This is a genomic window from Microbacterium sp. LWO12-1.2 (genome assembly GCF_040675875.1).
Classification (GTDB): domain Bacteria; phylum Actinomycetota; class Actinomycetes; order Actinomycetales; family Microbacteriaceae; genus Microbacterium.
This window is the reverse complement of record NZ_JBEGII010000001.1, coordinates 1,876,496-1,901,976: the sequence shown is the minus strand read 5'-3', so window position 1 is coordinate 1,901,976 and position 25,481 is coordinate 1,876,496. Positions and strand designations below refer to the sequence as shown.

The 25,481-nt window shown below is 68.3% G+C and carries 28 protein-coding genes; 15 read left to right on the top strand and 13 right to left on the bottom strand.

Annotated elements, in window-relative coordinates; translation table 11 throughout:
- Window positions 1-62: 62 nt before the first annotated feature.
- Together MRBLWO12_RS09135 and MRBLWO12_RS09130 are read right to left on the bottom strand one after the other, a co-directional pair.
- Window positions 63-782 carry an SDR family NAD(P)-dependent oxidoreductase gene (locus tag MRBLWO12_RS09135; protein ID WP_363554730.1) on the bottom strand — a complete coding sequence of 240 codons (720 nt, stop codon included), beginning with the start codon at window positions 780-782 and terminating at the stop codon, window positions 63-65.
- Window positions 779-1,696 (bottom strand): dihydrodipicolinate synthase family protein, encoded by a 918-nt coding sequence (locus MRBLWO12_RS09130; protein ID WP_363554728.1) that lies wholly within the window; start codon window positions 1,694-1,696, stop codon window positions 779-781. The genes MRBLWO12_RS09135 and MRBLWO12_RS09130 overlap by 4 nt, the downstream gene beginning before the upstream one ends.
- A 113-nt stretch (window positions 1,697-1,809) precedes the next feature.
- Here MRBLWO12_RS09130 and MRBLWO12_RS09125 point away from each other — a divergent pair, with 113 nt between their 5' ends.
- The 4 genes from MRBLWO12_RS09125 to MRBLWO12_RS09110 all read left to right on the top strand — a co-directional run bounded on the left by MRBLWO12_RS09125 (window position 1,810) and on the right by MRBLWO12_RS09110 (window position 5,743).
- Window positions 1,810-2,733, top strand: a complete 924-nt coding sequence (locus MRBLWO12_RS09125) for an SMP-30/gluconolactonase/LRE family protein (protein ID WP_363554726.1) — start codon at window positions 1,810-1,812, stop codon at window positions 2,731-2,733.
- Window positions 2,730-3,374, top strand: a complete 645-nt coding sequence (locus tag MRBLWO12_RS09120; RefSeq protein ID WP_363554724.1) for a bifunctional 4-hydroxy-2-oxoglutarate aldolase/2-dehydro-3-deoxy-phosphogluconate aldolase — start codon at window positions 2,730-2,732, stop codon at window positions 3,372-3,374. Before MRBLWO12_RS09125 ends, MRBLWO12_RS09120 begins: the two co-directional genes overlap by 4 nt.
- Window positions 3,375-3,483: 109 nt before the next feature.
- Window positions 3,484-4,965, top strand: a complete 1,482-nt coding sequence (locus MRBLWO12_RS09115) for an ABC transporter permease (protein WP_363554722.1) — start codon at window positions 3,484-3,486, stop codon at window positions 4,963-4,965.
- Between the two features lie 52 nt (window positions 4,966-5,017).
- Window positions 5,018-5,743, top strand: coding sequence for an ABC transporter ATP-binding protein (locus MRBLWO12_RS09110; RefSeq protein WP_363554720.1), 726 nt, complete (start codon window positions 5,018-5,020; stop codon window positions 5,741-5,743).
- A 69-nt stretch (window positions 5,744-5,812) separates the two neighbouring features.
- Here the strand turns inward: MRBLWO12_RS09110 and gndA are convergent, their stop codons facing one another.
- Together gndA and MRBLWO12_RS09100 are read right to left on the bottom strand one after the other, a co-directional pair.
- Window positions 5,813-7,261 (bottom strand): NADP-dependent phosphogluconate dehydrogenase, encoded by a 1,449-nt coding sequence (gndA, locus tag MRBLWO12_RS09105; protein ID WP_363554718.1) that lies wholly within the window; start codon window positions 7,259-7,261, stop codon window positions 5,813-5,815.
- Window positions 7,262-7,318: 57 nt separating this feature from the next.
- Entirely contained in the window at window positions 7,319-8,209 is an 891-nt protein-coding gene (locus MRBLWO12_RS09100; protein WP_363554716.1) for an NAD(P)-dependent oxidoreductase, read from the bottom strand.
- Between the two features lie 98 nt (window positions 8,210-8,307).
- Here MRBLWO12_RS09100 and MRBLWO12_RS09095 point away from each other — a divergent pair, with 98 nt between their 5' ends.
- The 5 genes from MRBLWO12_RS09095 to MRBLWO12_RS09075 all read left to right on the top strand — a co-directional run bounded on the left by MRBLWO12_RS09095 (window position 8,308) and on the right by MRBLWO12_RS09075 (window position 13,015).
- Entirely contained in the window at window positions 8,308-9,366 is a 1,059-nt protein-coding gene (locus tag MRBLWO12_RS09095) for a D-2-hydroxyacid dehydrogenase (protein WP_363554714.1), read from the top strand.
- A gap of 19 nt (window positions 9,367-9,385) precedes the next feature.
- The gene (locus MRBLWO12_RS09090; protein WP_363554712.1) at window positions 9,386-10,174 is read left to right on the top strand and encodes an IclR family transcriptional regulator; all 789 of its coding nucleotides are present in this window, start codon (window positions 9,386-9,388) and stop codon (window positions 10,172-10,174) included.
- 133 nt (window positions 10,175-10,307) lie between these two features.
- Window positions 10,308-11,726, top strand: coding sequence for an MFS transporter (locus MRBLWO12_RS09085; protein WP_363554710.1), 1,419 nt, complete (start codon window positions 10,308-10,310; stop codon window positions 11,724-11,726).
- Window positions 11,727-11,766: 40 nt separating this feature from the next.
- A complete protein-coding gene (locus MRBLWO12_RS09080; RefSeq protein ID WP_363554708.1) occupies window positions 11,767-12,498 on the top strand; it encodes a fumarylacetoacetate hydrolase family protein in 732 nt (243 codons plus the stop codon).
- Window positions 12,499-12,523: 25 nt separating this feature from the next.
- Window positions 12,524-13,015, top strand: a complete 492-nt coding sequence (locus MRBLWO12_RS09075) for a gluconokinase (RefSeq protein ID WP_363554706.1) — start codon at window positions 12,524-12,526, stop codon at window positions 13,013-13,015.
- Window positions 13,016-13,045: 30 nt separating this feature from the next.
- On the opposite strand, the gene MRBLWO12_RS09070 is transcribed toward MRBLWO12_RS09075, so the two are convergent.
- Window positions 13,046-13,171 (bottom strand): hypothetical protein, encoded by a 126-nt coding sequence (locus MRBLWO12_RS09070; protein ID WP_267901898.1) that lies wholly within the window; start codon window positions 13,169-13,171, stop codon window positions 13,046-13,048.
- Between the two features lie 223 nt (window positions 13,172-13,394).
- Between MRBLWO12_RS09070 and MRBLWO12_RS09065 the strand changes: the two genes are divergently transcribed.
- Together MRBLWO12_RS09065 and pth are read left to right on the top strand one after the other, a co-directional pair.
- The gene (locus MRBLWO12_RS09065; protein WP_363554703.1) at window positions 13,395-14,003 is read left to right on the top strand and encodes a 50S ribosomal protein L25/general stress protein Ctc; all 609 of its coding nucleotides are present in this window, start codon (window positions 13,395-13,397) and stop codon (window positions 14,001-14,003) included.
- 104 nt (window positions 14,004-14,107) lie between these two features.
- Window positions 14,108-14,689, top strand: coding sequence for an aminoacyl-tRNA hydrolase (pth, locus tag MRBLWO12_RS09060; protein WP_363554701.1), 582 nt, complete (start codon window positions 14,108-14,110; stop codon window positions 14,687-14,689).
- 23 nt (window positions 14,690-14,712) lie between these two features.
- On the opposite strand, the gene MRBLWO12_RS09055 is transcribed toward pth, so the two are convergent.
- Complete coding sequence (locus tag MRBLWO12_RS09055) at window positions 14,713-15,345, bottom strand: hypothetical protein (protein ID WP_363554699.1); 633 nt, start codon at window positions 15,343-15,345, stop codon at window positions 14,713-14,715.
- Between the two features lie 23 nt (window positions 15,346-15,368).
- Entirely contained in the window at window positions 15,369-16,373 is a 1,005-nt protein-coding gene (trpS, locus tag MRBLWO12_RS09050; RefSeq protein WP_363554697.1) for a tryptophan--tRNA ligase, read from the bottom strand.
- A gap of 73 nt (window positions 16,374-16,446) precedes the next feature.
- Between trpS and MRBLWO12_RS09045 the strand changes: the two genes are divergently transcribed.
- Genes MRBLWO12_RS09045 through MRBLWO12_RS09035 form a run of 3 tightly spaced genes read left to right on the top strand, consistent with a single transcriptional unit; the run spans window position 16,447 to window position 18,445 of the window.
- Window positions 16,447-17,100 (top strand): SRPBCC family protein, encoded by a 654-nt coding sequence (locus MRBLWO12_RS09045; protein WP_363554696.1) that lies wholly within the window; start codon window positions 16,447-16,449, stop codon window positions 17,098-17,100.
- Window positions 17,097-17,783 (top strand): DUF4166 domain-containing protein, encoded by a 687-nt coding sequence (locus MRBLWO12_RS09040; protein WP_363554694.1) that lies wholly within the window; start codon window positions 17,097-17,099, stop codon window positions 17,781-17,783. Before MRBLWO12_RS09045 ends, MRBLWO12_RS09040 begins: the two co-directional genes overlap by 4 nt.
- The gene (locus tag MRBLWO12_RS09035; protein WP_363554692.1) at window positions 17,780-18,445 is read left to right on the top strand and encodes a DUF4166 domain-containing protein; all 666 of its coding nucleotides are present in this window, start codon (window positions 17,780-17,782) and stop codon (window positions 18,443-18,445) included. The genes MRBLWO12_RS09040 and MRBLWO12_RS09035 overlap by 4 nt, the downstream gene beginning before the upstream one ends.
- Here MRBLWO12_RS09035 and MRBLWO12_RS09030 read toward each other — a convergent pair.
- From MRBLWO12_RS09030 to sdhC, 6 genes are read right to left on the bottom strand one after another with little or no spacing between them, the layout of a single operon-like run.
- Entirely contained in the window at window positions 18,439-19,278 is an 840-nt protein-coding gene (locus MRBLWO12_RS09030; RefSeq protein ID WP_363554690.1) for an exodeoxyribonuclease III, read from the bottom strand. The genes MRBLWO12_RS09035 and MRBLWO12_RS09030 overlap by 7 nt on opposite strands.
- A 10-nt stretch (window positions 19,279-19,288) precedes the next feature.
- Window positions 19,289-20,533 (bottom strand): YhjD/YihY/BrkB family envelope integrity protein, encoded by a 1,245-nt coding sequence (locus tag MRBLWO12_RS09025; RefSeq protein WP_363554688.1) that lies wholly within the window; start codon window positions 20,531-20,533, stop codon window positions 19,289-19,291.
- A gap of 48 nt (window positions 20,534-20,581) precedes the next feature.
- The gene (locus MRBLWO12_RS09020) at window positions 20,582-21,349 is read right to left on the bottom strand and encodes a succinate dehydrogenase iron-sulfur subunit (protein ID WP_141871286.1); all 768 of its coding nucleotides are present in this window, start codon (window positions 21,347-21,349) and stop codon (window positions 20,582-20,584) included.
- 2 nt (window positions 21,350-21,351) lie between these two features.
- The gene (sdhA, locus tag MRBLWO12_RS09015; protein WP_363554686.1) at window positions 21,352-23,178 is read right to left on the bottom strand and encodes a succinate dehydrogenase flavoprotein subunit; all 1,827 of its coding nucleotides are present in this window, start codon (window positions 23,176-23,178) and stop codon (window positions 21,352-21,354) included.
- A gap of 19 nt (window positions 23,179-23,197) precedes the next feature.
- On the bottom strand, window positions 23,198-23,644 hold the full coding sequence (locus MRBLWO12_RS09010; RefSeq protein WP_363554684.1) for a succinate dehydrogenase hydrophobic membrane anchor subunit: 447 nt from the start codon (window positions 23,642-23,644) through the stop codon (window positions 23,198-23,200).
- Entirely contained in the window at window positions 23,644-24,078 is a 435-nt protein-coding gene (gene sdhC, locus MRBLWO12_RS09005) for a succinate dehydrogenase, cytochrome b556 subunit (protein WP_116636409.1), read from the bottom strand. Before sdhC ends, MRBLWO12_RS09010 begins: the two co-directional genes overlap by 1 nt.
- 197 nt (window positions 24,079-24,275) lie before the next feature.
- Between sdhC and MRBLWO12_RS09000 the strand changes: the two genes are divergently transcribed.
- Window positions 24,276-25,391, top strand: a complete 1,116-nt coding sequence (locus MRBLWO12_RS09000) for a mannose-1-phosphate guanylyltransferase (protein WP_363554682.1) — start codon at window positions 24,276-24,278, stop codon at window positions 25,389-25,391.
- Window positions 25,392-25,481: the final 90 nt, after the last annotated feature.

Here is a 25,481-nt window from a genome sequence, read left to right as displayed (position 1 = left end):
CGGAGCAACGAAGAAGGCCGCGTCCTCAGGACGCGGCCTTCTTCGTGTGCACGGGGATGCGGTCAGAGCCAGCGCTCGCGCAGCACCGGCTTGAGCCATGCGGCGGGCGAGGAGATCGACAGGCCGCCGTCCACTGCGAGCGAGGTGCCGGTGACGAACGAGGCGGCATCCGAGGCGAGGAATGCCACGACCGCGGCGACCTCTTCGGGACGTCCGATCCTGCCGAGGGGGTAGCCTTCGGTCTCGCCCGTGTCGGTCGCTGAGATGCTGCCAGGCTGCACCGCGTTCACGCGGATGCCGCGGGGCCCGTAGTCGAGCGCGAGCTGCCGCACGAGGCCTTCCACGCCCGCCTTCGCAGCCGCGTAGGCGGCGAGGGCCGGGGCGGCGAGCGTGGCGTTGACCGAGGTGACTGCGACGATCGAGGATCCGGCGGCGAGGTGGGGCAATGCCGCACGTGCGACGAAGAATGCCGAGTCCAGCGTGGCGCCGAGGGCACCGCGCCACTCGTCGTCGCTGGTCGCGTCGGCCCGAGCGATCGGCATGCGACCCGCCGCGAGGACGACCACGTCGATGCCGCCGAGCGACTGCCGCGCGTCCGCCACGGTGCGCTCTGCGGTCTCGGGCAGGCTGCAGTCGGCGGTGATGTACTGCGTGAAGACCGGGTCGGTGCACTCCTCGATCCCGACGCCGATGACGGAGTCGCCGGCGTCGACGAAGGCGCGCGCGATCGCGATGCCGATGTCGGAGCTGCCGCCGATGAGCAGAACGCCGCGGCCGGTCACACGCGCACCGCGATCGGGAGCGGCGGGAGGGCGAGTTCCTCGAGGACCACATGCACGGCGGCACGGCTGCCGGCGTCGAGGCGGGCCGCGGGGTAGCGGACGGTGGCGTGCTCGATGATGCCGCGCGCGACCAGGATCTCCTTGTGCACCGCCCATGCGATGCCGCCCTGCAGTCCGATCAGCACGAGAGGGAGCATACGACGGAACGCGGCGCGCGCCTCGTCGACGCGCCCCGCGACGAAGTCCGCGAGCACGGGTGCGAGTAGATCGGGGAACTCGCAGGCGGGCATGGTGCCCACGGCGCCCCGTGCGTACTCCTCCAGGCAGAACTGCGCGTTCTGGCCCCCGAGCACGGCGAAGGCGGGGTCGGTGATCGCGTCGACCACGGCGCCGACCTTCGGGGCCGTGGGTGGGGACTCGACCTTGACCGAGTCGACGCCGTCGAGGAGGGCGAGCTCGGCGATGAGCGCGGGTGTCATGGCGACGCCCGTGACGCCGGGAGCGTCCTGGACCATCACCGACAGCGAGGTGGCATCGGCGACGTCGCCGTAGAAGTCGATGAGTGAAGCGGCCGGTGGCTTCACCATGAACGGGGGGAGGACCATGAGCGCGTCCGCGCCGCCGTCCTGCGCGAGCTGCGCCTGCTCGATCGATGTGGCCGTCGAGGTGCCGTTGACGCCGGCGATGACGGGAACGCGGCCATCGACCACCTGTACCACGTCGTCGAGGATCGTCCTGCGCTCCTCGGTGGTGAGGGCGAAACCCTCGCTCGCCATCCCGAAGACGGCCACGCCGTCCACGCCGGAGGCGAGCTCGAACTCCACCAGTCGGCGAAGTCCCGCGCGATCGAGGGCACCCGTACTGTCGAACGGGGTTGCCAGAATCGGCATCAGGCCGTGGAGTTTCAGAGCCATGGGCTACTTTCCCTGCTTCCGCATTGTCGGTTCGCACTTTTCGCAAGTGTTATGCATATTGTGAGATAGTCTGCCACATAACGGTTATCCGCTACCACTGAAAGCTGTCAACGATGTCGCGTTCCTCGCTCTCACGCACGGTCGAGATCCTCTCCGACGCGCGTTACGTCCAGGCGGAATCGCCACGCTGGGACGGACGCGACGGCACCCTGGCATGGATCGACATGGCGTCGGGCGCGTTCCACCGCGGGCGTATCGAACAGGGGAGAGTCATCCCCGAGACGTCCGTGCTCGTCGGTGCGCAGATCGGGGCTCCGGTGCCGCTCGCCGCGGCGGGCGCGGGATGGGCGGTCGCTGTCGATCAGGGTCTCGTGCATGTGAGCGACGACGGCGTCGTCTCACCGCTCGCGACCGATGTGGCGCGGGCCGGCGACTACATGAACGACGGTGGCGCTGACCCGTTCGGTCGCTTCTGGGTGGGCAGTCAGGCGATGCCTCGGGATCCGCACTGCTCGCTGTGGAGCTTCGACTCCCGAGGAGGGCCGACCGAGCGGCTGAGCGGCGTGACCGTCTCCAACGGCCTCTCCTTCGATCGCAGCGGATCCACCCTGTACTACATCGACACGCTGCCGCACCGGAGCATCGAGGCCTTCGACGTCGCACCCGACGGAACGCTCTCGAACCGCCGCACGGTGTGCCGCGTCGACGGTGGCAACCCCGACGGTATGACGATCGACCACGAGGGGATGCTCTGGGTGGCCGTCTGGGATGCTGCGGAGGTGCGCCGATACTCCCCGGAAGGCACCCTCGTCGAGACCATCGCGCTCCCGGCGACCCGGCCGACGGCGGTCGCCCTCGTCGACCGTCTGCTGGTCATCACGACGGCGAGCGTCGGGCTCGCGCAGCCCACGGACGCGGACGGGGCTCTGCTCGGTGTGGAGGTCGAGGTCGGCGGATCTCCGGCCCTGCCCTGGGCCGGTTCGCCTCCCCCCGCGGTTGCGGCCCGGCCTGCGACGGTCGGCGAGGTGACGCGATGAGCACGGTCGACAACGCACAGCTCCAGCGCCGAGTGCAGTCGAGCAGGATCGTCGCCATCCTGCGCGGCACGGATGTCGATGCGACGGTGGCCGCCGCACGCACGCTTCTGGATGCCGGCATCCTCACGCTCGAGATCACCCTCACCCTCCGTGACGCCGAGGAGGCGATCGCTCAGCTGGTGCACGACGCCCCCTCCGACGCGCTGATCGGCGCGGGTACGGTGCTCGACGAGCGCGACGTCGATCGGGCCGTGTCCGCGGGCGCGCAGTTCCTGGTGACGCCCACGCTCAACGACTCCGTCGCCTACGCCGTGGCGCAGCGCATCGGCATCCTGCCAGGGGTCTACACGCCCACCGAGATCCAGCGCGGACTCGACCTCGGCAGCGCCGCAGTCAAGCTCTTCCCGGCGGCGACCCTCGGGCCCGGGTTCATCCGCGCCGTGCGCGATCCCTTCCCCGATGCGCGGATCATCCCGGTCGGGGGAGTGACGGCCGCGACTGTCGGTGAGTACCTCGCGGCCGGAGCCTTCGGTATCGGCGTGGGCGGTCCGCTCGTCGGCGATGCGACATCACCGGGGGGAGATCTCGTCGCGCTGGCCGCACGAGCGCACTCCTTCATCGACGCGGTGCGCGCCGACTGAGCGGCACCTCCTCGGTCCATAGTCTCCTCATCAGGCGCCCCTCGAATCCGCATAGCAGTGCTCCTTAACGTCGATCTCGCCCCGCGATGCCCGCGGCAGAAGGAGAGAGATGTACGGAACATATCTGCGGCGCGAACTCGCCGGCCGCAAGAAGCAGACCATGATCGTCGAGATCGGATTGGCGATCGCGATCGCCCTCGTGATCATCGTGAACGCGCTCACCGCCGGTGTGCGAGATGCCCAGGCGCAGGCACTGGAATCCGTGTACGGCGTCGGCACCGACCTCACCGTCACCGGCGCCGCCACCGAACCGGGTGAGGGAGGAGGCCCGCGATTCGAGTTCGACGCGGACTCCGGAGAGACCGATGGCGACACCACGACGCTGAACCAGTCGAGGCTCAGCACCGACTTCACGCGGGGCACACTCGACGCCTCCGTGCTCGACACCGTCGCCTCGACCGACGGGGTGGCAGCGGCGAGCGGTGCGTTGAGCCTCACGAACTCCACGTTCTCCGGTGAGCTTCCCAGCGGTGGCTTCGGCCCCCAAGATGGCGCGGAGGGCAGCATGCCGGCAGAAGGCCAGGCGCCGCCCGCCGGCGGAGCGGACGGTGCCGGCGGAGGCGCCTTCGACGTCGACTCCTTCTCGGTGCTCGGCATCGACCCCGCGGCGACGGCCGTCGGCCCGCTCGCGTCCGTCGAGGTCAGCGACGGCCGCGCATTCGACGGCGATGACAGCGGCGCTCTCGTCGCTCTCGTCGACAGCACCTACGCCACGACCAACGAGATCGCGGTCGGCGGCACCATCGATGTCGCCGGCTCCGATGTCGAGGTCGTCGGCATCCTCACATCGACGTCGGATGCCGCCGACACCGCGGCGAACGTCTATCTCCCTCTCGACACGGCGCAGCAGCTCGCCGGTGTCGACGACGTCATCTCCACGGTCTACGTGCAGGCGGACTCGGCCGCCTCGATCGATTCCGTTCAGGCAGCGCTCGCCGATGAGCTCCCGGATGCGTCCGTCACGTCCCAGGCGGAACTCGCATCCACCGTCTCCGGGTCGCTCTCCAGTGCCACCTCGCTCATCACGAACCTCGGTACCTGGCTCTCGATCATCGTTCTCGCGGTCGCCGTGCTCCTGTCGGTGCTGCTCACGCTCTCCGGCGTCGGACGACGAACTCGGGAGTTCGGAACGCTCAAGGCGATCGGCTGGTCGAACGGCCGCGTCGTGCGTCAGGTGGCCGGCGAATCGATGGTGCAGGGCCTGATCGGCGGCGCCGTCGGACTGGTGCTCGGCATCGCGGGCATCGTGGCGATCAACATCATCCGCCCGACCGTGGCGGCGTCCACCGCGAGTACGGGGCAGGCCGGCCCGGGAGGAATGGGCGGTGGTCCCACCGGCGGAGGGGCAGGGGGCCCGATGTTCCAGGCCACGCAGCAGGCCGCGGACATCGTTCTGCAGGCACCGTTCACCCCGTGGGTGCTGGTCGCGGCCGTCGGGCTCGCCGTGCTCGGCGGACTGATCGCCGGTGCGTTCGGCGGGTGGCGTGCGGCGCGACTCAGCCCGGCCGAGGCGCTCCGGTCGGTGGCCTGAGCGCCGCGGACGACTCTCGACACCTCAGACATTCGATTCCAAGGAGACAGACATGACCATCGCAGACCTGGCGCCCACGGCGCCGATGACAGAACAGAACCGGCCGCTGTACCGCGCGAAGGGCGTGACGCGCACCTACGCGCAGAAGGGGCGCACCGTGAAAGCCCTGACCGGCGTGGATCTGGAGATCATGCCCGGGGAGTTCGTGACGATCCAGGGTCCGACCGGGGGAGGGAAGTCGACACTGCTGCAGTTGCTCGGTGCCCTCGATTCACCGTCGACGGGCTCGCTCCTGCTGAACGGCAAGGAGCTCGCGACCGCGTCGGCGCAGGAGCTCGGACGCATCCGGGCCGAGGAGATCGGCTTCGTGTTCCAGGGGTTCAACCTGATCCCCACGCTCACTGCGGCGGAGAACGTGAACATGGCGTTGGAGCCGATGAAGCTCGCCAAGGCGGAACGCTCGCGGCGTGTGTCCGAGGCGCTCGCGCACGTCGGACTCGATGACCGCGGTGACCACCTGCCCACCGAGCTCTCGGGCGGTCAGCAGCAGCGTGTGGCGATCGCACGGGCGATCGTGAAGCGTCCGCGCGTGCTGCTCGCCGATGAACCGACGGGGAACCTCGACGAGAGCATGCGCGACGAGATCCTCGCGCTGCTCCAGTCGCTGTGCGCGGAGGGCATCACCATGATCGTGGTCACGCACGACTCGGCGGTCGCTCGCCGGGCCACGCGGCGCCTCCGCCTCTCGAAGGGGACGGTGCAGGACATCACTCGGTGATGATGAGCGCATCGGACGAAAAGGGGGCCCGGCATCAGCCGGGCCCCCTTCGTGCTGTCCGTGACGGCGTCAGTGGGTGTCTTCTGCTTCGATCTCGGTGCGGTCGCCGGACCACTGGGTGTGGAAAGTGCCCGGCTTGTCGATGCGCTTGTAGGTGTGTGCACCGAAGAAGTCGCGCTGTCCCTGCACGAGCGCGGCGGGCAGCCGGTCGGCGCGGATGCCGTCGTAGTACGACAGCGAGGACGAGAACGCGGGGGCGGGGATGCCGGCCTCGGCCGCCGCGATCACGACGCGGCGCCACGGCGCCTGGGCGCGGGTGATGGCCTCGGTGAAGTACGGCGCGGTGAGCAGCACGGGCAGGTCCGGGGTCTCGGCGTAGGCATCGGCGATGCGGTTGAGGAACTGGGCGCGGATGATGCAGCCGCCGCGCCAGATCTTCGAGATCGCGCCGAGGTCGATGTTCCAGTTGTACTCGGCGGCACCGGCGCGGATCTCGTCGAAGCCCTGCGAGTAGGCGACGATCTTCGAGGCGTAGAGCGCGAGGCGGACGTCTTCGATGAACGCCTCGGTGTCCTCGACCGAGAACTCCTCCTCGGGGCCGGGCAGGTCGCGCGACACGGCGCGCTGCTCGGGGTGGGACGACAGCGAGCGGGCGAAGGTCGCCTCGGCGATGCCGGAGACGGGTACACCGAGCGAGAGCGCGGTCTGCACGGTCCAGGCGCCCGTCCCCTTGGCACCGGCTTGGTCGAGGATCACATCGACGAGCGGCTCGCCGGTGGATGCGTCGATCTGGCGGAGCACCTCGGCGGTGATCTCGATCAGGTACGACTCCAGCTCGCCACGGTTCCACTCGGCGAAGATCTCCGCGATCTCGGCGGGGGTCTTGCCGGTGCCGCGACGGATCAGATCGTACGCCTCGGCGATGAGCTGCATGTCGGCGTACTCGATGCCGTTGTGGACCATCTTCACGAAGTGGCCGGCGCCGTCATGGCCGACGTGCGTGACGCACGGCTCACCCTCGGCGATCGCGGCGATCGACTTCAGGATCGGGCCGAGCGTGATCCACGACTCGTCGGAACCGCCGGGCATGATCGACGGTCCGAGCAGCGCGCCCTCCTCGCCGCCGGAGATGCCGGCGCCGACGAAGTTGATGCCGGTCTCGCGCACGGCCTTCTCGCGACGGATGGTGTCGGGGAAGTAGGCGTTGCCGCCGTCGACGATGATGTCGCCCGGCTCGAAGACCTCGACGAGCGAGTCGATCACGGCATCCGTCGGTCCGCCGGCCTTGACCATGATGATCGCGGTGCGCGGCTTCTGCAGGCTGTCGGCGAACTCCTGGTACGTCTGGGCCGGGATGAACCCCGCTTCAGGGTGCGCATCGAGAAGCGTCTGCGTCTTCTCGTAGCTGCGGTTGAAGATCGCCACCGTGTTCCCCTCGCGGCTGGCGAGGTTGCGGGCGAGGTTCGACCCCATGACGGCGAGTCCGACGACTCCGATGTTCGCTGATGCTTCGGGCACAGATGGCTCCTCGATCGTGAAGAAGGTGGTGGTTTCAGGGTATCGCTGTGTGCGGGCTCAGGGTGCCGCTGTGTCACGGTTCGCGATGAAGCGGCGCGTGACGCTGATGTCGCGGTCGCCCAGGCCGTCCGCGACGATCTCGTCGAAGGCCGCGCGGAGGGTCGGCAGCAGGATCGCCGCGGTGCCGGTGGCGTCAGCGATGTCCGCGGCGAACCCGAGGTCCTTGACCATGTACTGCGCGATCCCGCTCGGGGAGTCGTCGCCCGAGACGAGCTTCTCCCTGCGTGATTCGAGCAGGCGGGAGCCGGCGTATCCGCCGCCGAGCAGCGACCAGAGCGCGTCGAGGTCGAGTCCGGAACGCTCGGCGAGCACGGTGGCCTCGCCGAGTGCCAGGATCGTCGCCGACACCACGAGCTGGTTGCACGCCTTGGCGACCTCGCCGGCGCCCAGCGGGCCGAGGTGCACGGGAGAGCCGCACGGTGCGAGCACCTCGGCGGCGATCGCGGCGTCGTCGTCGGTACCGCCGAGCATGATCGACAGTGTTCCGGAGGCCGCGCCATCCTCCCCGCCGGACACCGGGCAGTCCACGACGCGGACGCGACCCTCTGTCTGCGCGTGCAGGCGTTCGGCCAGTTCCCGCACGGCAGGTGCGGAGGACGTGGAGCCGATCAGGATCAGCAGGTCGCCGGAGCCCGCGAGCAGGCCCTCCGCCCCGTCGAGCACCTCCTCGAGCTGGGGGAGATCCGGGAGCATGACCAGCAGGACGTCTACGCTGGAGGCGAGCTCACGCGGTGTCTCCGCCCAGGTCGCTCCTGCTGCAAGGAGTTCCGGTTGGGGGCGGCGCGCGTGGATCACGAGGTGACCGCGAGCGGCCAGGAGGTGATCGGCCATGGGGCGACCCATGACGCCGAGACCGATGACGCCGACGTCGGCGGTTGAGGCATTCATGATGTCACGGTAGCAAAGATCCAACCTGGGGAACAGGGTTCAGCCAGATGGATCTGCGTTAGAGTGGCACCCATCGACTTCCCGAGGAAGGGATCATCATGGCCGGAACTGATAGCCGCTTGCGCGTCGTCGTGGCAGTGCCGCTGCGCGAGGAGCTCTGCCGACTGATCGAGGAGCTCGAGCCGCGGATCGAGCTCGTCCGCGATCACGCGTTGCTGCCCCCGATGCGGGGCCCGGCCGACTGGTCGGGCGACCCCGAGTTCGTTCGCACCCCCGAGCAGCAGGAGGCGTTCGACGCGCTGGTCGATTCGGCGGATGCGCTCTTCGGCATCCCCGATGTCACGGCATCAGCGCTGGCGCGCACTGTCGAGGCGAACCCGGGTCTGCGCTGGGTGATGACGACGGCCGCCGGCGGTGGCGGCACTGTGAAGGCTGCCGGCCTCGACCGCGGGGCGCTCGATCGTGTCGTCTTCACCACGAGCGCGGGCGTGCATGGCGGCCCACTGGCGGAGTTCGCGGTGTTCGGCGTGATCGCCGGGGCCAAGGGGCTGCCTCGCCTCCTGGCTGATCAGTCCACCCGCACGTGGCCGGATCGCTGGGAGATGCGTCAGGTCGACGAGATGACCGTGCTGGTCGTGGGTCTCGGCGGGATCGGGGCGGAGTGCGCTCGCCGTTTCGCCGCGCTCGGCGCGAGGGTCTGGGGTACGACGCGCTCCGGCGAGCCGGTCGATCACGTCGAACGGCTCGTGCCGCTCGACCAGCTCGTCGACGCTGTCGCGAACGTCGATGCGATCGTCGTCACGCTTCCGGGCACTGCGCAGACGCACCATCTGATCGACGCGGAGGTCCTCGCCGCAGTGAAGCCCGGCGCGATCATCGCCAGCGTCGGACGCGGCACCGTCATCGATGAGGAGGCGCTGTTGGCGGCACTCGACGACGAGCGGATCTCGTTCGCGGCACTGGATGTCTTCGAGCAGGAGCCGCTCGACGGGTCGTCGCCGCTGTGGGCGCACCCGCGCGTTCTGGTCAGCCCGCACACGGCAGCGCTCAACTCGAAGGAGGAGGAGCGGATCGCACGCCGCTTCGCCGAGAACGCGGCGCGCCTGCTGGATGGCGAGCCGCTGCGCGCTGTCGTCGATACGGTCGAGTTCTACTGACCACGAGAAAGGCCGGCGCATGGATGACGACAGTCGTGAGGGACGCGACCCCGCACCGGCGGTGACGCGCAGCATCCGTCTGCTCGGACTCCTCGCCGAAGCGGGAGGCCCCCGCACGCTCACCGAGCTCGCAGGTGATCTCGGGCTGGCGAAATCGTCGACCGCGAACCTCTGTCTCGCCCTCGAGGGTGGCGGCATGGTCGAGCGGACGCCGCAGGGCTATCGACTCGGGCTCCGCACGGCGGAACTGGGTGGTGCCTTCGCCGCGCAGTTCAATCAGGTGCGCGAGTTCTACAGCGTCTGCGAAGCGTCCCCGGTGTTGCACACCGAGCTGGTCCAGGTCGCCATGCTCGACGGCTCGGACGCCCTGTACCTCGCCCGTCATGAGGGCTCGCAGTCGCTGCGGCTCGGCACCCCGCTCGGCTCGCGCCTGCCGGCTCCGTTGTCGGCGACAGGGCGCGCGCTGCTGTCGGCGATGACGGATGCCGAGGTCACGGCGCTGCTGGGTGAGGATGCGGTCTTCCCCGCACTCACCGAGCGCAGCACGACCACCATGAGTGCCCTGCTGGAGGTGCTCGAGGCGGCGCGTCGCCGCGGCTGGTCCATCGATGCAGAGGAGTCGCTGCGCGGTGTCGTCGGCGTGGCCGTGCCGTTGAGCGCTTGGGCGCCGTCCGATCCGCCACTCGCCCTCGGTGTGGCGATCAGGGCAGGTGAGGCGGACTACGAGCGCATCGAGCGTGTCGGCGGCGCTCTGCGCGAGGCGGCCGCCGTCCTCACGAACCCGTTCAGCGCCGCGGCCCGACGCTGAGCCGCGGCTGCGTCTGAGCGCTCCGGCGTGCATCCACGATCTTCGTGTTCCCTACATTCGTCCAAAGGGTTGAACTGCATCCAACGGGCTGATATCGTCATCCTCACGCCGTTGGCGAAGCCGATCGAAGGAGATGGCAGTGACCGAGACCAGCACACCCGCCGGAGCAGTGCAGGACGACCCGGAGTACGCGGCGAATCTGCGCAGGGCGACACTCGCCTCGAGCATCGGCAGCGCGCTCGAATACTTCGACTTCGCCCTGTACGGGCTGTCGACGGCCCTGATCTTCAACGTCCTGTTCTTCCCGCAGGGCGACCCGGCCATGGCGACCGTCGCGGCGTTCGCGACGTTCGGCGTCGGCTTCCTTGCGCGCCCGTTCGGTGGCCTGTTCTTCGGGGTCCTCGGCGACAAGCTCGGACGCAAGTGGGTGCTGGTCGCCACCATCCTCCTGATGGGAGGGGCGTCGACCGCCATCGGCCTGCTGCCCACCTACGAGGCGATCGGGCTCTGGGCGCCGGTCCTGCTGGTGCTCATGCGACTCCTGCAGGGCTTCGGAGCCGGTGCCGAGCAGGCGGGCGCGACCGTGCTGATGGCCGAGTACGCACCGGTCAAGCGCCGCGGCTTCTTCTCCTCGCTGCCGTTCATCGGCATCCAGGCCGGGACCCTGCTCGCAGCCGTGGTGTTCAGCCTGATCACGCTGCTCCCCGAGGACCAGCTGCTGAGCTGGGGCTGGCGAGTGCCGTTCCTGGCGTCGTTCGTGCTGATCCTCCTCGCCCTCTTCATCCGCATGCGCCTGCGTGAGACGCCGACCTTCGTGGAGCTCGAGAAGCACGAGCAGATCGCCGAACGGCCCGTCCGTGACATCTTCACGCACGGCCTGCCCGGAGTCATCGTCGGCATCGGCCTGCGGATGGCCGAGAACGGAGGCTCCTACATGTTCAACACGCTGGGCCTCGCGTTCTTCGTGGCCGTCGCCGGCGACACCGCCGACAAGAGCCTGCTCACCTGGGGCGTCACTCTCGGCTCGCTCATCGGCATCTTCTCGGTGCCGCTCAGCGGCCACCTGTCCGATCGGTTCGGCCGTCGCACTGTGTACCGCTTCGGTGCGGTGTTCATGCTGATCTACACGTTCCCCGCGTGGTGGCTGCTGTCGCTCGGCAACCACGCGATCGCCATCGGCGTGATCGCGATCGGCATCGGCGTCGCGGTGAACAGCATGCTCGGACCGCAGTGCGCCATGCTCCCCGAACTGTTCGGCAACCGTCACCGCTACCTCGGCGTCGCGATGGCCCGCGAGATCTCCGCGGTGCTCGCCGGTGGCCTCGCCGGAGTGCTCGGCGCGTACCTGATCGCCGTCACCGGCGGCAACTGGGTGCTGCTGGCGATCTACATGGCGGTGCTCGCGCTGATCACCACCGCGTCCACGTTCCTCGCTCCCGAGACCCTGCGCCGCGACCTCACCCGCATCGACGACGCGATCAAGGTCTCTCGCGGCGAGGGCGGAGACGACGTGTTCGCCACTACCGTGTCGATCACGTCGGTCGGTCGATGAGCGCCGCGCTGCTGCCTCCGGTCACGACGGCGGTGATCTGATGCGCATCGTGCGAGTGGCGACGTCTGCCGGCCCGCGTTTCGCCAGACTCGGAGACTCGGGTTTCGTCCCCATCGAGGATCCGTTCCTGGCTGCTGTCGAGGGGCGCACACCGTCCGACGCGGGGGATGCCGTCTCCGGTGCGATCATCGCCCCAGTCGAGCCCGTCGTGGTCGTGGGCATCGCGCAGAACGGTCCGGGGCATCGCTCGCCGGTCCAGGCCTGGCTGAAGAGCCCGCGCACGGTCGTCGGCACCGGCGCCGAGGTGGTGGTCCGTCGAGACGCAGGGACCCCGGTCGCAGAGGGGGAGATCGCCGTCGTGATCGCACGGCCCACGATCGGACTCACCGCCGAGAATGCGCACGAGTTCGTGCTCGGCGTCACAGCCGTCAACGACCTCTCCAGTCCCGATCGAGGGGAGTGGGATCCGCGCAACTTCGAATCGAAGTCGGGCGACGGGTACACGCCCCTCGGGCCGTGGATCGACACGGATGCCGGCATCGACGACGTCGAGCTGGAGCTGCTGGTCGACGATGTATTGGTGTGCGCGACGGGCAGTCGTGAGCTGCCGATGTCGATCCGTGAATGCCTGGCCTATGTCGCCTCCTGGTCGCCGCTCGGCCCCGGCGACGTCGTCATGACGGGAGCCCCTCGTGCGCAGACTCCGGTGAGTCACGGTCAGACGGTCACCGTGCGGGTTGCGAGAATGGAGCTGGTCACGCCGCTGGTGTGAACCGTCGAGTAATGGAGGAGTGACAGTGCGGATCGTCGTGATGGGCCCGAGCGGCTCGGGAAAGTCCACGGTCGGGCGCTCGCTCGCCGAGCGCATCGGTGCACGATTCATCGATGCCGACGACCTGCATCCGCTCACCAACGTCGAGAAGATGGCAGCCGGGATCCCGCTCGACGACGCGGATCGGATGCCGTGGCTCGCCGTCGTCGGCACAGCGCTCAGCGATGCCGACCACATCGTGATCGCCTGCTCAGCGCTCCGGCGCAGCTATCGTGACGCGATCCGTGCGCAGGCGCCGGATGCGTTCTTCGCCGAGCTCTCGGTCAGTCGTGCGGCCCTCGAGGCCCGGGTCCGTTCGAGAGGCGACCACTTCATGCCGGCGTCGCTGGTCGAGTCGCAGCTGCAGACGTGGGAGCCGCTGCAGGCCGACGAGCTCGGCATCAGCGTCGACGAGTCGGCGGACGTCGAAGAAGCGACCTCGATCATCAGCGAGGCCACGGAGGCACGCACCGCGTGATGCGCGGCCGGGCGTGATGCCTCGGCGGATTCAGTCCTTGCGGTAGCCCGAGCGGCCGAGCGAGAAGAGCGCGATGAACGACGTCACCGCGGCGCACACCGTCATGGCTCCGATGACCCAGAGGAGTACGTGCGAGAGGAAGGCGCCGTCGAGCATGAGGTCTCCGTGATCTGCAGAAGGGAACGGTGTTCTCAGCCTATCGGGTCATCCGGTACCATTGAGCCTGTACCTCGGCGAGGGATGCTTCAGTGCGTGCACTGTCATCCGTTATCGACGCGGCGAAGCGAGCCCGGTGGCTTTCCTCACGCGTCTGCGTTCGAGATCACTATCCACAGACCACCACGCGGCGTCTTCGCTGCGTGTCCCGAAGGAGAACCTCATGTCTGAAGACACCAAGGTCCACGCCGAGCTCCGCGAGAGCTTCGGCAAGGGCTTCGCCCGTCGCCTGCGCGCTGCCGGCAAGATCCCCGCAGTCATCTACGGCCACGGCACCGAGCCCGTGCACGTCGCACTGCCTGGTCACCAGGTCTCGCTGCTCCTGCGCCGCGCCAACGCGCTGCTCGAGCTCGACATCGAGGGCACCCCGCAGCTCGCACTGGTCAAGGACGTCCAGAAGGACCCCGTGCACCAGATCATCGAGCACATCGACCTGCTCGTCGTGAAGAAGGGCGAGAAGGTCGCCATCGACGTGCCGATCATCGTCGTGGGCGAGCCGGCTGCCGGCACGACCGTCAACCAGGACGCCAACACGATCTCGATCGAGGCTGAGGCGACCCACATCCCGCAGAACATCGAGGTCTCGGTCGAGGGTCTCGAAGACGGCGCGCACATCACCGCTGCCGACGTCGTTCTGCCCAAGGGCTCGTCGCTGCTGACCGACGCCGACGTGCTCGTCGTCGCGATCTCGATCCCTGCCGAGCAGGACCTCGGCGAAGAGGGCGAAGCCGCCGCAGGCGAAGAGGCAGCCGAGGAGGCCGCCGCGGAGTGATCTCCGACAGTTTCACCGCAGAGGGGACGCGATCCGATCGCGTCCCCTCTGTCGTATCCTGACCGGGTCGCACAGCTGGCCCGGAGCGAGAGGACGAGGACAACATGACATCGACCTGGCTCGTGGTCGGGCTCGGCAACCCAGGGCCCCGCTATGAGGCGACGCGTCACAACATCGGCCAGATGGTCGTGGACGAGCTCGCCGCGCGCCGTGGCGAGAGCTTTCGTGAGCACAAGGGAGGCGCGCGGGTCGTCGAGACCTGGTTGCGGCCCGGCGCCGACAAGCTCGTGCTGGCCAAGCCCAACACCTTCATGAACGTGTCGGGCACCCCGGTCGCCGCACTCGCGCGCTTCTACTCCGTGCCGCCGGAGCAGATCGTCGTCGTGCACGACGAACTCGACATCCCGTTCGACACGGTCAAGCTCAAGATCGGGGGAGGCCACGGCGGTCACAATGGCGTGCGCGACGTCGCCCGTGCCATCGCCACCCCGGACTTCCCGCGAGTGCGCGTCGGCATCGGCCGCCCGGTCGGACGCCAGGATCCCGCCGACTGGGTGCTCTCGCCGTTCGGCAAGGACGAGCGTGCGAACCTGCCTATCCTGGTCGACGATGCCGCGGATGCGGTGGAGCTCCTCGTCGCCGAGGGACTGGTCGCCGCACAGCAGAAGCACCACGCGCCGCGCTGAGCGCGCCACGTGGTGCGTGTGGATCAGCTGTAGAGTCCGGCCGCTCCCGCCGCGCCACCGAGCGTGAGCGCCACCAGCACCACCAGGAAGAAGATCACCGGGCCGACCGCGGAGATGATCAGAGCCGCAATGCCCTGTCCGCGACCCTGCTTGCGGACGATGGCGAGGATGCCGATGACGATCGCCACGATGCCGAGGATCGTCCCGGTCCAGAACGACAGTTCAGCCCAGAGCACTTGATCGCGCGCGGGAGAGAGCCACGCCAGGGAATCGAAGTCGTCGACGCGCGTGGCGGCCTCGGGGATCCGACGACCGATCTCGTATGAGGCGACACCGACGACGATGGGCGTGACCACGGCCGCGACCAGCGAGAAGAGCAGCGAGAGAACGCCGAGCAGCCCTGACTTGCGCGGAGCGGTGTCCGGTACGACGTAGCCTCCGGCCGGTTGCGCGTAGCCGCCGACCGGCACCTGGTAGGCCCCAGGAGGAGCCGAGTACGCCGTCGGCGCGACCGCAGCGGGAGGCGTCGCATACGCGGGGCCACTCGGAGGCGTCGGGTACGGCGGCGCGATCGGGGGCGGCGGAATCGCACCGGAGGGCGCAGGAGGAACGGGAGGAACGGCGCCGGACGGTGGGGGCAGCTGCGGATCGGTCACGACCCCATCCTAGGGGCGCTGCTCTAGACGCGACGGAGCAGGCCGACCCGGTCGTAGACATCGAACAGCGTCGCGTCGGCGACGGCATCCGCCTTCCCGGCGTTCTCCGCCAGGATGCGATCGAGCTCTGCAGGGTCGTCCAGCAGCTCCAGCGCGCGCGCACGCACCGGCTCGAACTCGTTCACGACGATCTCGGCGAGACCCTTCTTGAAGTCCCCGTAGCCGCGGCCTGTGTACTCGTTCTCGATCGAGGAGACCTGCTGGCCGCTGAGGGCCGCGTAGATCGTGAGCAGATTGGAGACGCCCGGCTTGTTCTCCCGGTCGAAGCGCACGGAGCCCTCGTTGTCGGTCACGGCCCGCATGATCTTCTTCGCGGACTTCGCAGGGTCGTCGAGCATCCAGATCACGCCGGCGTCGCTCTCTGCGGACTTCGACATCTTCGACGTCGGGTTCTGCAGGTCGTAGATCCGGGCGGTCTCCTTCTGGATCACCGGCATCGGCACCGTGAACGTCTCACCGAAGCGCGAGTTGAATCGCTCGGCGAGGGTGCGGGTGAGCTCGACGTGCTGCTTCTGGTCGTCGCCGACCGGCACCACATCGGTCTGGTAGAGCAGGATGTCGGCCGCCATCAACACCGGGTAGGTGAAGAGCCCCACGCTGGTGCCGTCCTGGCCGTAGCGCGAGGACTTGTCCTTGAACTGGGTCATGCGACCGGCTTCACCGAATCCCGTGATCGTGCTGAGGATCCACGCGAGTTCGGCGTGCGCCCGCACGTGCGACTGCACGTAGAGGGTCGACAGCGACGGCTCGATCCCCGCGGCGATGTACTGCGCGGCGGTCCGACGCGTCTTCTCGCGGAGCACGGCCGGGTCCTGAGCGACGGTGAGGGCGTGCAGGTCGACCACGGAGAAGTACGCGTCGTACGAGCTCTGGAGGTCTCGCCACTGCAGGAGCGCGCCGATGTAGTTGCCGATCTGGAGAGAATCGGCTGAGGGCTGCATTCCGGAGTAGAGGCGAGGCTTGGTCACGAGGTCAATCCTATGGTCATCCGCGCGGCCGCTCCTCACGGGGCCGGCGACCGGCTTCGTCTAGGCTGACGGGATGTCGGCTCCGTCCCGCCACGAAGGCCCCGCACCCGCTCGCCGGGATCGTGCGCTGTATGTGGAGATCCTCATCAGCGCACCGCTCGAGACGGTGTGGAGCCTCACGCAGGACCCCGCATCGCACGTGCGCTGGGACGCGCGTTTCACCGACATCCGGCCCGTGCGGCTACGGCCGGACGGCGCTCAGGAGTTCGAGTACGAACTCGATCTGCTCGTGCACACGATCCGCGGAACCGGGGTCTCGCTCGGCACGCGCGAGAGCCCTCGGGGCGAGCGCACCTCGGCGCTGGTCTTCGACTCGGACGATCGGGTGTCGCCGTTGCAGGCCGGCCGCGGATACTGGCGCTACATCCCGACCGATGCGGGCGTTCGCTTCATCACCGGGTACGACTACGAGCCGGGGTGGGGTCGGCTCGGCGGGATCATCGACCGGCTGGTGACCAGGCGCTTCGTGTGGTGGCTCACCGCGCGCAGCTTCGATCGCCTCAGGATCTGGGCGGAGGACGACATTGCTCCGGAACGGGTCAGCGGATGGCGCGCGCTCCGCCGGGGAGGGCCACGGGCACGTCGCTGCCTCTCGCGCCCGCCGCACCGTGGGGCGCGCACGATCATGCAGGACGCTCCGGATTCTCTCGAGGTGATCAGTTCATGACAACAGAAGACGGCGTGTTCGCGCGCGCCCTCGGGGCCGATTTCACGCGCCTGCACCCGCAGCTTCAGCGTCGCTTCGGTGTCGGCGTGGCCGCGGGGTACAGCTGCGTGGGGCGCGGGGTCATGTCGGAGGTGCGACGCGGTCCGTGGTGGACGCTGCCGTTCCTCGCGATCGGGACGATGCGCAACATCATGTTCCCCGAACGCGGCACCGACATCCCGTTCCAGATCGACAACCATGCGTACATCGACAGTCTCGGCCGCGAGACCGTGACGTTCGTGCGCACCATGACGGTGCGCCCAGGCCGCCGGCGCCGCTTCGACGCGACGATGATCTACAGCGAGGCTCGGGGAAGGATCGTCGACTATCTCGGCACGCATCAGCACCTCGCGGTCGACCTGGAGCTCGCAGTGACCGACGACGGCGGTCTGCGGCTGACCTCCGGAGCGCAGCGCTTCTACGAGGGCCCGATCGCGTTCCGCTTCCCGATGCTGTTCAGCGGGCGGGCGCACCTGATCGAGCGATTCGATGACGAGCGAGGATGCTTCGTGATCGACCTCGAAGTGCGCAACGACCTGCTCGGCTTCCTGTTCGGATATCACGGCGCCTTCGAGTGCGAGTTCCCGACCGATGGAGCAGCGCCGGCGACCGTCAAGCCGTATCGCGAGGAGGCACGCGAGTGACGGCCAGGGGAGAGGCGTTCCTTCGGGCTCTGGGTGCGGATGCCGAGCGGCTGCATCCGCAGATCCTGGCGCAGATGCGCGCTGCTGCGCCGGAGGACGACCGCGCCGAAGGGGTCTTCGAGGTCGCCGGCAGCCGTTTCGGACGGCTGTCCGCGCTCGGTCGGCCGTTCGTGGGACCGAGGATGCTGGTCACCCGTTTCGGACGCGATGTGCCCTTCACGCTCACCGTGAGCTGCGGGGTGACCGCGTCGGGCCACGCGTCGCTCGAGTCGATACGGGAGTTCCGATTTCCCGGATCGACGCAGTACATCGCGGACCGACTGACCACGACCTCCCGTCCCGGCATCGTGCACAACGTGTTGGGTGCCCGGGGCCGCGTGGAGATGCTCGAGCATTGCAGCGTCACGGACGACGGCGCCCTGCGCATGCGCACACGCCGCGTCGCGCTGCGTGTCGCCGGACGGCGTATCCCGCTCGGCGGGATCTTCGGTGTCGATGTCGACCTCGAGGACGGGTGGGATGAGAGTCGCAGTCGTCGCACGATCAGGATGCGCGCGACGAACCCTGTGCTCGGCACGGTCCTCGAGTACCGCGGGTGGTATCGGTACCTCGACCAGGAGGACGGCCCCGGCCGTGCTCCTGGTCGCTCGACGCCTCAGTAGGTGTAGTCGACGACCACGGGAGCGTGATCGCTCCAGCGCTGGTCATAGGCTGCTGCGCGCGCGACGTGGTATGCGGTGGCGCGCTCCGCGAGAGCCGGCGTGGCCAGGTGGTAGTCGATCCGCCATCCGGCGTCGTTGTCGAACGCCTGACCGCGCATGGACCACCAGGTGTACGGACCGTCGACCTCTCCGTGGAAGCGACGTCCGATGTCGACCCATCCCAGCCCCGTGCCCACGGTGCCGTCGACGCCGGTGACCTCGGTGCCGGCGGGGCCGAGGAAGCGGTCGAAGTACGCCCGCTCACGCGGCAGGAAGCCGGCCTTCTTGCGGTTTCCGCGCCAGTTCTTGATGTCGAGCTCGCGGTGCCCCACGTTCAGGTCGCCCGTGACGAGCGCGAGCGCATCGTCGGCGCCGAGCTCGGCGAGGCGCGGCCCGAATGCGTCGAGGAACTTCCACTTCTCGTCCTGCTTCGGGGTGTCGGCCTCACCGGAGTGCACGTAGGCGCTGACGACGGTGAGAGGCCGGTCGCCGATCAGGAAGTCGGCCTCGATCCACCGCCCCTTCGAGTCGAAGTCGGGGTCGCCGAAGTCGGTGCGAGAGGCGATGGCCGGTACGCGGCTCGCGATTGCGACGCCGGCGCGGCCCTTGGCCGTGGCCTCGTCATGCACGAAGGTCCAGCCGGGGAGGGCCGCCTCGAGGTGCTCGTCCTGTCCGCGGACCTCCTGCATCGTCAGGATGTCGACGTCGGCGGCATCGAGCCACCCGCTCATCCCGTTGCGGGCTGCCGCCCGGATTCCGTTGACATTGACCGAGGCGATACGCAGATGAGGCATGAGGACAAGCCTAACGAGCGCCTCCGACATCCCGATCGCCGCTGGCATCACGTGCGGAGCCGGCATCCCGAGACGGGCGGTTCAGTTCAGACAGCAGGCGCTGAGCGAGGGGAGTGCCGGAATCGGCGGGTGGTGGCGGCGTCGCCTCCAGATCGGCGAGCTCGGCCTCGGCCGCGCGCACGGCTCGTCCCGCTGCCCACGCGCGATGCCACGGCGCAGCGTCGCGGGCGGCATGGGCCTCTCGTACCCGGATGCGCGCCGCGGTCAGGAGCGCCTGATACTCCGCCATGCGACGCTCCGCCTCGGTCTGATGGAGCAGCGGGACGTCGCGGTCCTTCGCGGCGACGGCGATCCAGGAGGAGGCGACGAGCATCACGACGCCGTTGATGCGGAACCACAGGAGCAGACCGATGAAGATCGCGAACGTGGCGAGCAGCGGGTTGGACGGCGTGTAGCTCAGCAGGAAACCCGCACCGAACTGGAGGACCGTCATCGCGCCGCCGCCGAGGAGCGCGCCGGGCCAGATGATCCGCCAGCGCAGCGAGGTGCCGGTGAGGAAACGCACCATCGCAGCGAGGGCGCAGGACAACAATGCGAACGAGACCAGGACGGTGCCGATGCGGATGCTGGTGTTCAGGCCGTCGGACCCGGAATCCCACCCCAGCTGAGACAGCACCCAACTCAGCACCGCAGCGCTCGCAGAGCTGAGCAGCGAACCGACGATCAGCGAGACGCCGAAGATCAGCGCCGCCAACAGGTCGCGGGCCTTCAGGAGCAGGTAGCTGCGCCGGTCGGGTGGAAGACCGAAGATGTCCCTGGTCGCGCGCCGCGAGAAGGTCACCCAGCCGATCGCGGTCCATATCACGGTGCCGAGGGCGATCGAGCCGGTGATGCTCAGGAGGCTCGTCGTGCCCGCGGCGATCTTCCGCACCTGATCAGGGGTGACGAGTCCGCCCTCGGGGACGATCAGATTGGGGATGTAGTTGTTGATCATCTCGATCAGGCCGTTGACGGCCGCTTCGCTGCCACCGAGCCACAGGCCTGCGATCGCGAAGGCGAGGTAGATCGCGGCGAAGATCGCGAACAGCGCCTGATAGCTGACGCCGGCGGCCAACAGGAAGCCGTTGTGCTGCAGGAAGTGCCGCCAGACCCGCACGGGGAACAGGCCGAGCGTCCTCTGGGTCAGCGCGGTGGCGCGCTCGACGGCCACATCGAGGCGACCGGCTTCGGGCGCGGCGCCACCGGAATCAGACACGCCTCCACCCTATCCAAGGGCGGAGGCGTGTCGGACAGCGGGAAGCGCTCAGCGACGGCCGCGCAGGACCGCCTGCTTGACCTCGGCGATGGCCTTGGTGACCTCGATGCCGCGCGGGCATGCCTCGGAGCAGTTGAAGGTCGTGCGGCAGCGCCAGACGCCTTCCTTGTCGTTGAGGATGTCGAGGCGCACGGCGGCGTTGTCGTCGCGCGAGTCGAAGATGAAGCGGTGAGCGTTCACGATCGCGGCCGGACCGAAGTACTGTCCGTCGGTCCAGAACACGGGGCAGGACGAGGTGCACGCGGCGCACAGGATGCACTTGGTGGTGTCGTCGAAGATCTCGCGGTCGGCGATCGTCTGGACGCGCTCCTTGCCCTTCTCCGGCACGGAGTTCGCGACGAGGAACGGCTGGACCTCGCGGTAGGAGGCGAAGAACGGCTCCATGTCGACGACGAGGTCCTTCTCGAGGGGGAGGCCCTTGATGGCTTCGACGTAGATCGGCTTGGAGATGTCCAGGTCCTTGATCAGCGTCTTGCACGCGAGGCGGTTGCGGCCGTTGATGCGCATCGCATCCGAGCCGCAGATGCCGTGTGCGCAGGAGCGGCGGAAGGTCAGCGATCCGTCGACCTCCCACTTGATCTTGTGCAGCGCGTCGAGCACGCGGTCGGTGGAGTACAGCTCCACGTCGTAGTCGACCCAGTGCGGCTCGGCGTCGACCTCGGGGTCGAACCGGCGGATGTTGAAGGTCACGATGAAGGACTGGATCGCAGCCTCTTGCGTCGTGTCGGCAGGTGCTTCTGCGATGGCGGTGGACATGCTCAGTACTTCCTCTCCATCGGCGGGTAGTTGAACTCGCCCTGCTCGTTCTTCGTGAACACGACCGGCTTCCAGTCGAGCTTGATGTGATCGCCAGGGTCGGACGAGTGCGCGTCGCCGGTCAGGTACGCCATGGTGTGCTGCATGTACTTCTCGTCGTTGCGCTTCGGGAAGTCGTCGCGCATGTGGCCGCCACGGCTCTCCTCGCGGTTCTGCGCGGCGTAGACGACGACCTCGGCGATGTCGAGGAGGAAGCCCAGCTCGACAGCCTCGAGCAGGTCGGTGTTGAACCGCTGACCCTTGTCGTCGACGTGCACGTTCTTGTAGCGCTCGCGCAGTTCGGCGATGACGCCGAGCACGTGCTGGAGGGAGTCGTGCGTGCGGAACACCTGCGCGCCCTTGTCCATCTCGTCCTGCAGCGTCTTGCGCAGCACGGCGATGCGCTCGGTGCCCTGGTTGTTGCGCAGGCCCTCGAGCATGTCGGACACGAAGGCGGCCGGGTTCTCGGGGAGCGGAACGAAGTCGGCCGTCTGGACGTACTTCACCGCGTTGCGACCGGCGCGCTTGCCGAACACGTTGATGTCGAGGAGCGAGTTGGTGCCGAGGCGGTTCGCGCCGTGCACCGAGACGCACGCGCACTCGCCGGCGGCGTAGAGGCCGGGGACGACAGTGGTGTTGTCCGCGAGGACCTCGCCGTCGTTGTTGGTCGGGATGCCGCCCATGGCGTAGTGCGCGGTCGGCATCACGGGCACCGGCTCGACGACCGGGTCGACGCCCAGATACGTGCGGGCGAACTCGGTGATGTCGGGGAGCTTGGTCTCGAGGACCTCGGCGCCCAGGTGTGTGCAGTCGAGCAGCACGTAGTCCTTGTGGGGGCCTGCGCCGCGACCGTCGAGGACCTCCTGCACCATGCAGCGCGCGACGATGTCACGCGGAGCGAGGTCCTTGATCGTGGGGGCGTAGCGCTCCATGAAGCGCTCGCCCGAGGCGTTGCGCAGGATCGCGCCCTCACCTCGTGCACCTTCGGTGAGGAGGATGCCGAGGCCGGCCAGCCCTGTCGGGTGGAACTGGAAGAACTCCAGGTCCTCGAGGGGGAGTCCCTTGCGCCAGACGATGCCGACGCCGTCACCCGTGAGGGTGTGTGCGTTGGAGGTGGTCTTGAAGATCTTGCCGAAGCCGCCGGTCGCGAAGATCACGGCCTTGGCCTGGAAGACGTGCAGTTCGCCGGTGGACAGGTCGTAGGCGACGACACCGGAGACCTGGGTCTTGCCATCCGCATCCTTCACGGTCAGCAGGTCGAGCACGTAGAACTCGTTGAAGAAGTTGATACCGAGCTTGACGCAGTTCTGGAACAGCGTCTGCAGGATCATGTGACCGGTGCGGTCGGCGGCGTAGCACGCGCGGCGGACGGGGGTCTTGCCATGCTCTGCCGTGTGGCCGCCGAAGCGACGCTGGTCGATCTTGCCCTCGGGAGTGCGGTTGAAGGGGAGGCCCATGTTCTCGAGGTCGATGACCGCGTCGATGGCCTCCTTCGCGAGGATCTCCGCCGCATCCTGGTCGACGAGGTAGTCGCCACCCTTGACCGTGTCGAAGGTGTGCCACTCCCAGGAGTCCTCCTCGACGTTCGCGAGTGCCGCCGCCATGCCGCCCTGCGCCGCTCCGGTGTGGGAACGCGTGGGGTACAGCTTGGAGATCACGGCGGTCTTCGCGCCGGGACCGGCCTCGATCGCGGCGCGCATGCCGGCGCCGCCGGCACCCACGATCACGATGTCGAACTGGTGGTAGTGCACGCCGTCACGGACGACGGAATCCTGCGTCTGGGTAGTCACTTCTTCTTTAGCCTTCTTCTCAGTTCCCGACCAGTGCGGCGCATTCGGTCCAGAGGACGCTATCCTCCGTCACGCCCAGGCACGGGTCGAACGTGAACACCACGAGGGTGCCGAGCAGGATCAGGAGACCGGCGGCGAGGCCGAGTGCCCAGACCAGCGCCTTGCGCGCCTTCTCGTTCGTGACGTAGTCGTTCACGATGGTGCGCATGCCGTTGGCGCCGTGGATCAGTGCGAGCCAGAGCATCAGCACGTCCCACCACTGCCAGAATGGCGTGGCGAACTTGCCGGCGATGAAGGCGAAGTCGAGGGCGTGGATGCCCTCGCCGACCATCAGGTTGATGAAGAGGTGGCCGAAGATCAGCACGACGAGCACGACACCCGAGGCGCGCATGAAGATCCACCCCCACTTCTCGAGGTTGAATCCACGCTGACGGCGGATGGGAGCGGCGACGGTCTGCGCGGTCATCAGTGACCCCCTCCGAATCCGGCGAACGCGAGCATGAGGTGGCGGGGCACGAAGCCGGCCATGATGACGACCCACACCGCGAGCACGCCCCAGAACAGCTGGCGCTGGTACTTGGCGCCCTTCGACCAGAAGTCGACCGCGATGATGCGCAGGCCGTTCATGGCGTGGAACACGATGCCGGCGACGAGCACGACCTCGCCGAGCGCCATGATCGGGTTCTTGTACGTGCCGATGACGGCGTTGTACGCCTCGGGCGAGACCCTGATCAGCGCTGTGTCGAGCACATGCACCAACAGGAAGAAGAAGATGGCGACTCCGGTGATGCGATGAAGCACCCACGACCACATGCCTTCGCGTCCCCGGTAAAGGGTGCCGCGGGGGGTCTTGGACGTGGTTTCCGAAATCGACGGTGTCAAGCGAGCGCTTGTGGACACGGTCGTCCTCCCTGGATCGATGAGCGTCGGTCGCGTGCGCTGCGCTCGTCCAAGAGTGATCCTGTCGAAAGTCAGGCATGCCCGATCGTCTTCCATCCTATTCCTGTCAGAACACGGGGAGCGACGAAGGGGAGCCTAAGTGCCGCTCCCGCACGCGCGCGACAGCGGGGTGAAACGTCGCGGGCTACGCTGGCGAGGTGACGCAACATATAGAGGACTTCTACGCTGTGATCCCCGCGGGCGGCATCGGAAGCAGGCTCTGGCCGCTCTCTCGTGCGGACGCCCCGAAGTTCCTGCATGACCTCACCGGCTCGGGGCACTCCCTGCTCCGGGACACCTGGGATCGTCTGGAGCCGCTGACAGGTCCCGATCGCATCGCCGTCGTCACCGGTCGCGCGCACCGCGCCGCCGTCGAGGCAGAGCTGCCCGGCATCGACGACATGAACGTCTTCCTGGAGTCGGAGCCGCGCGAGTCGGCCGCCGCGATCGGGCTCGCCGCGGCGATCCTGCATCGCCGCGATCCCGACGTGATCATCGGCTCGTTCAGCGCCGATCACGTCATCCGCGGCACACAGGTGTTCGAGTGGGCCGTGCAGCAGGCCGTGCAGGTCGCGCGCGAGGGCTACATCTGCACGATCGGTATTCCGCCCACCGAGCCGTCCGTGGGCTTCGGGTACATCCGCAAGGCAGGGGAGTTGGTCGTGGCGGGCGCTCCCGAAGCGGCCCTGGTCGAGCGTTTCGTGGAGAAGCCCGATCTTGAGACCGCGAAGGAGTACGTCGCGGACCGCAGCTACCTGTGGAACGCCGGCATGTTCATCGCGAAGGCGAGCGTCCTCCTCGAAGAGCTGGCTGCCAACGAGCCCGAGTTGCACGCGGGGCTGTCGGAACTCGCCGAGGCCTGGGACGACCGCGAGCTCAGAGGGCCGGCCGTCGACCGGATCTGGCCGAAGCTGAAGAAGATCGCGATCGACTACGCCGTTGCGGAGCCGGCAGCGGAGCGGGGGCGCCTGGCGGTCATCCCCGGCCACTTCGACTGGGATGACGTCGGCGATTTCGCCTCGCTCACCAAACTCATCACGCATGGACGCAAGAACGACCTCGCCGTGCTCGGTCCGAACGCCCGTGTGCTGTCGGATGCCGCCAGCGGAATCCTGGTGAGCCAGACCACGCGCGTGATCAGCCTGGTCGGTGTGCAGGACATCGTGGTGGTGGACACCCCCGACGCGCTTCTGGTCACGACGGTTCAGCACGCGCAGCGCGTGAAGGGTGTCGTGGAGTCCCTCAAGCTGACCGGCCAGGGAGACGTGCTCTGATGAGCACGGCCTCGCGCTCATCGGCTGGGTTGATTTCAGCTTGGTAACCATTCGTTCGCACACGGGTCGCCGGTGTGCGCAAACGCTGAA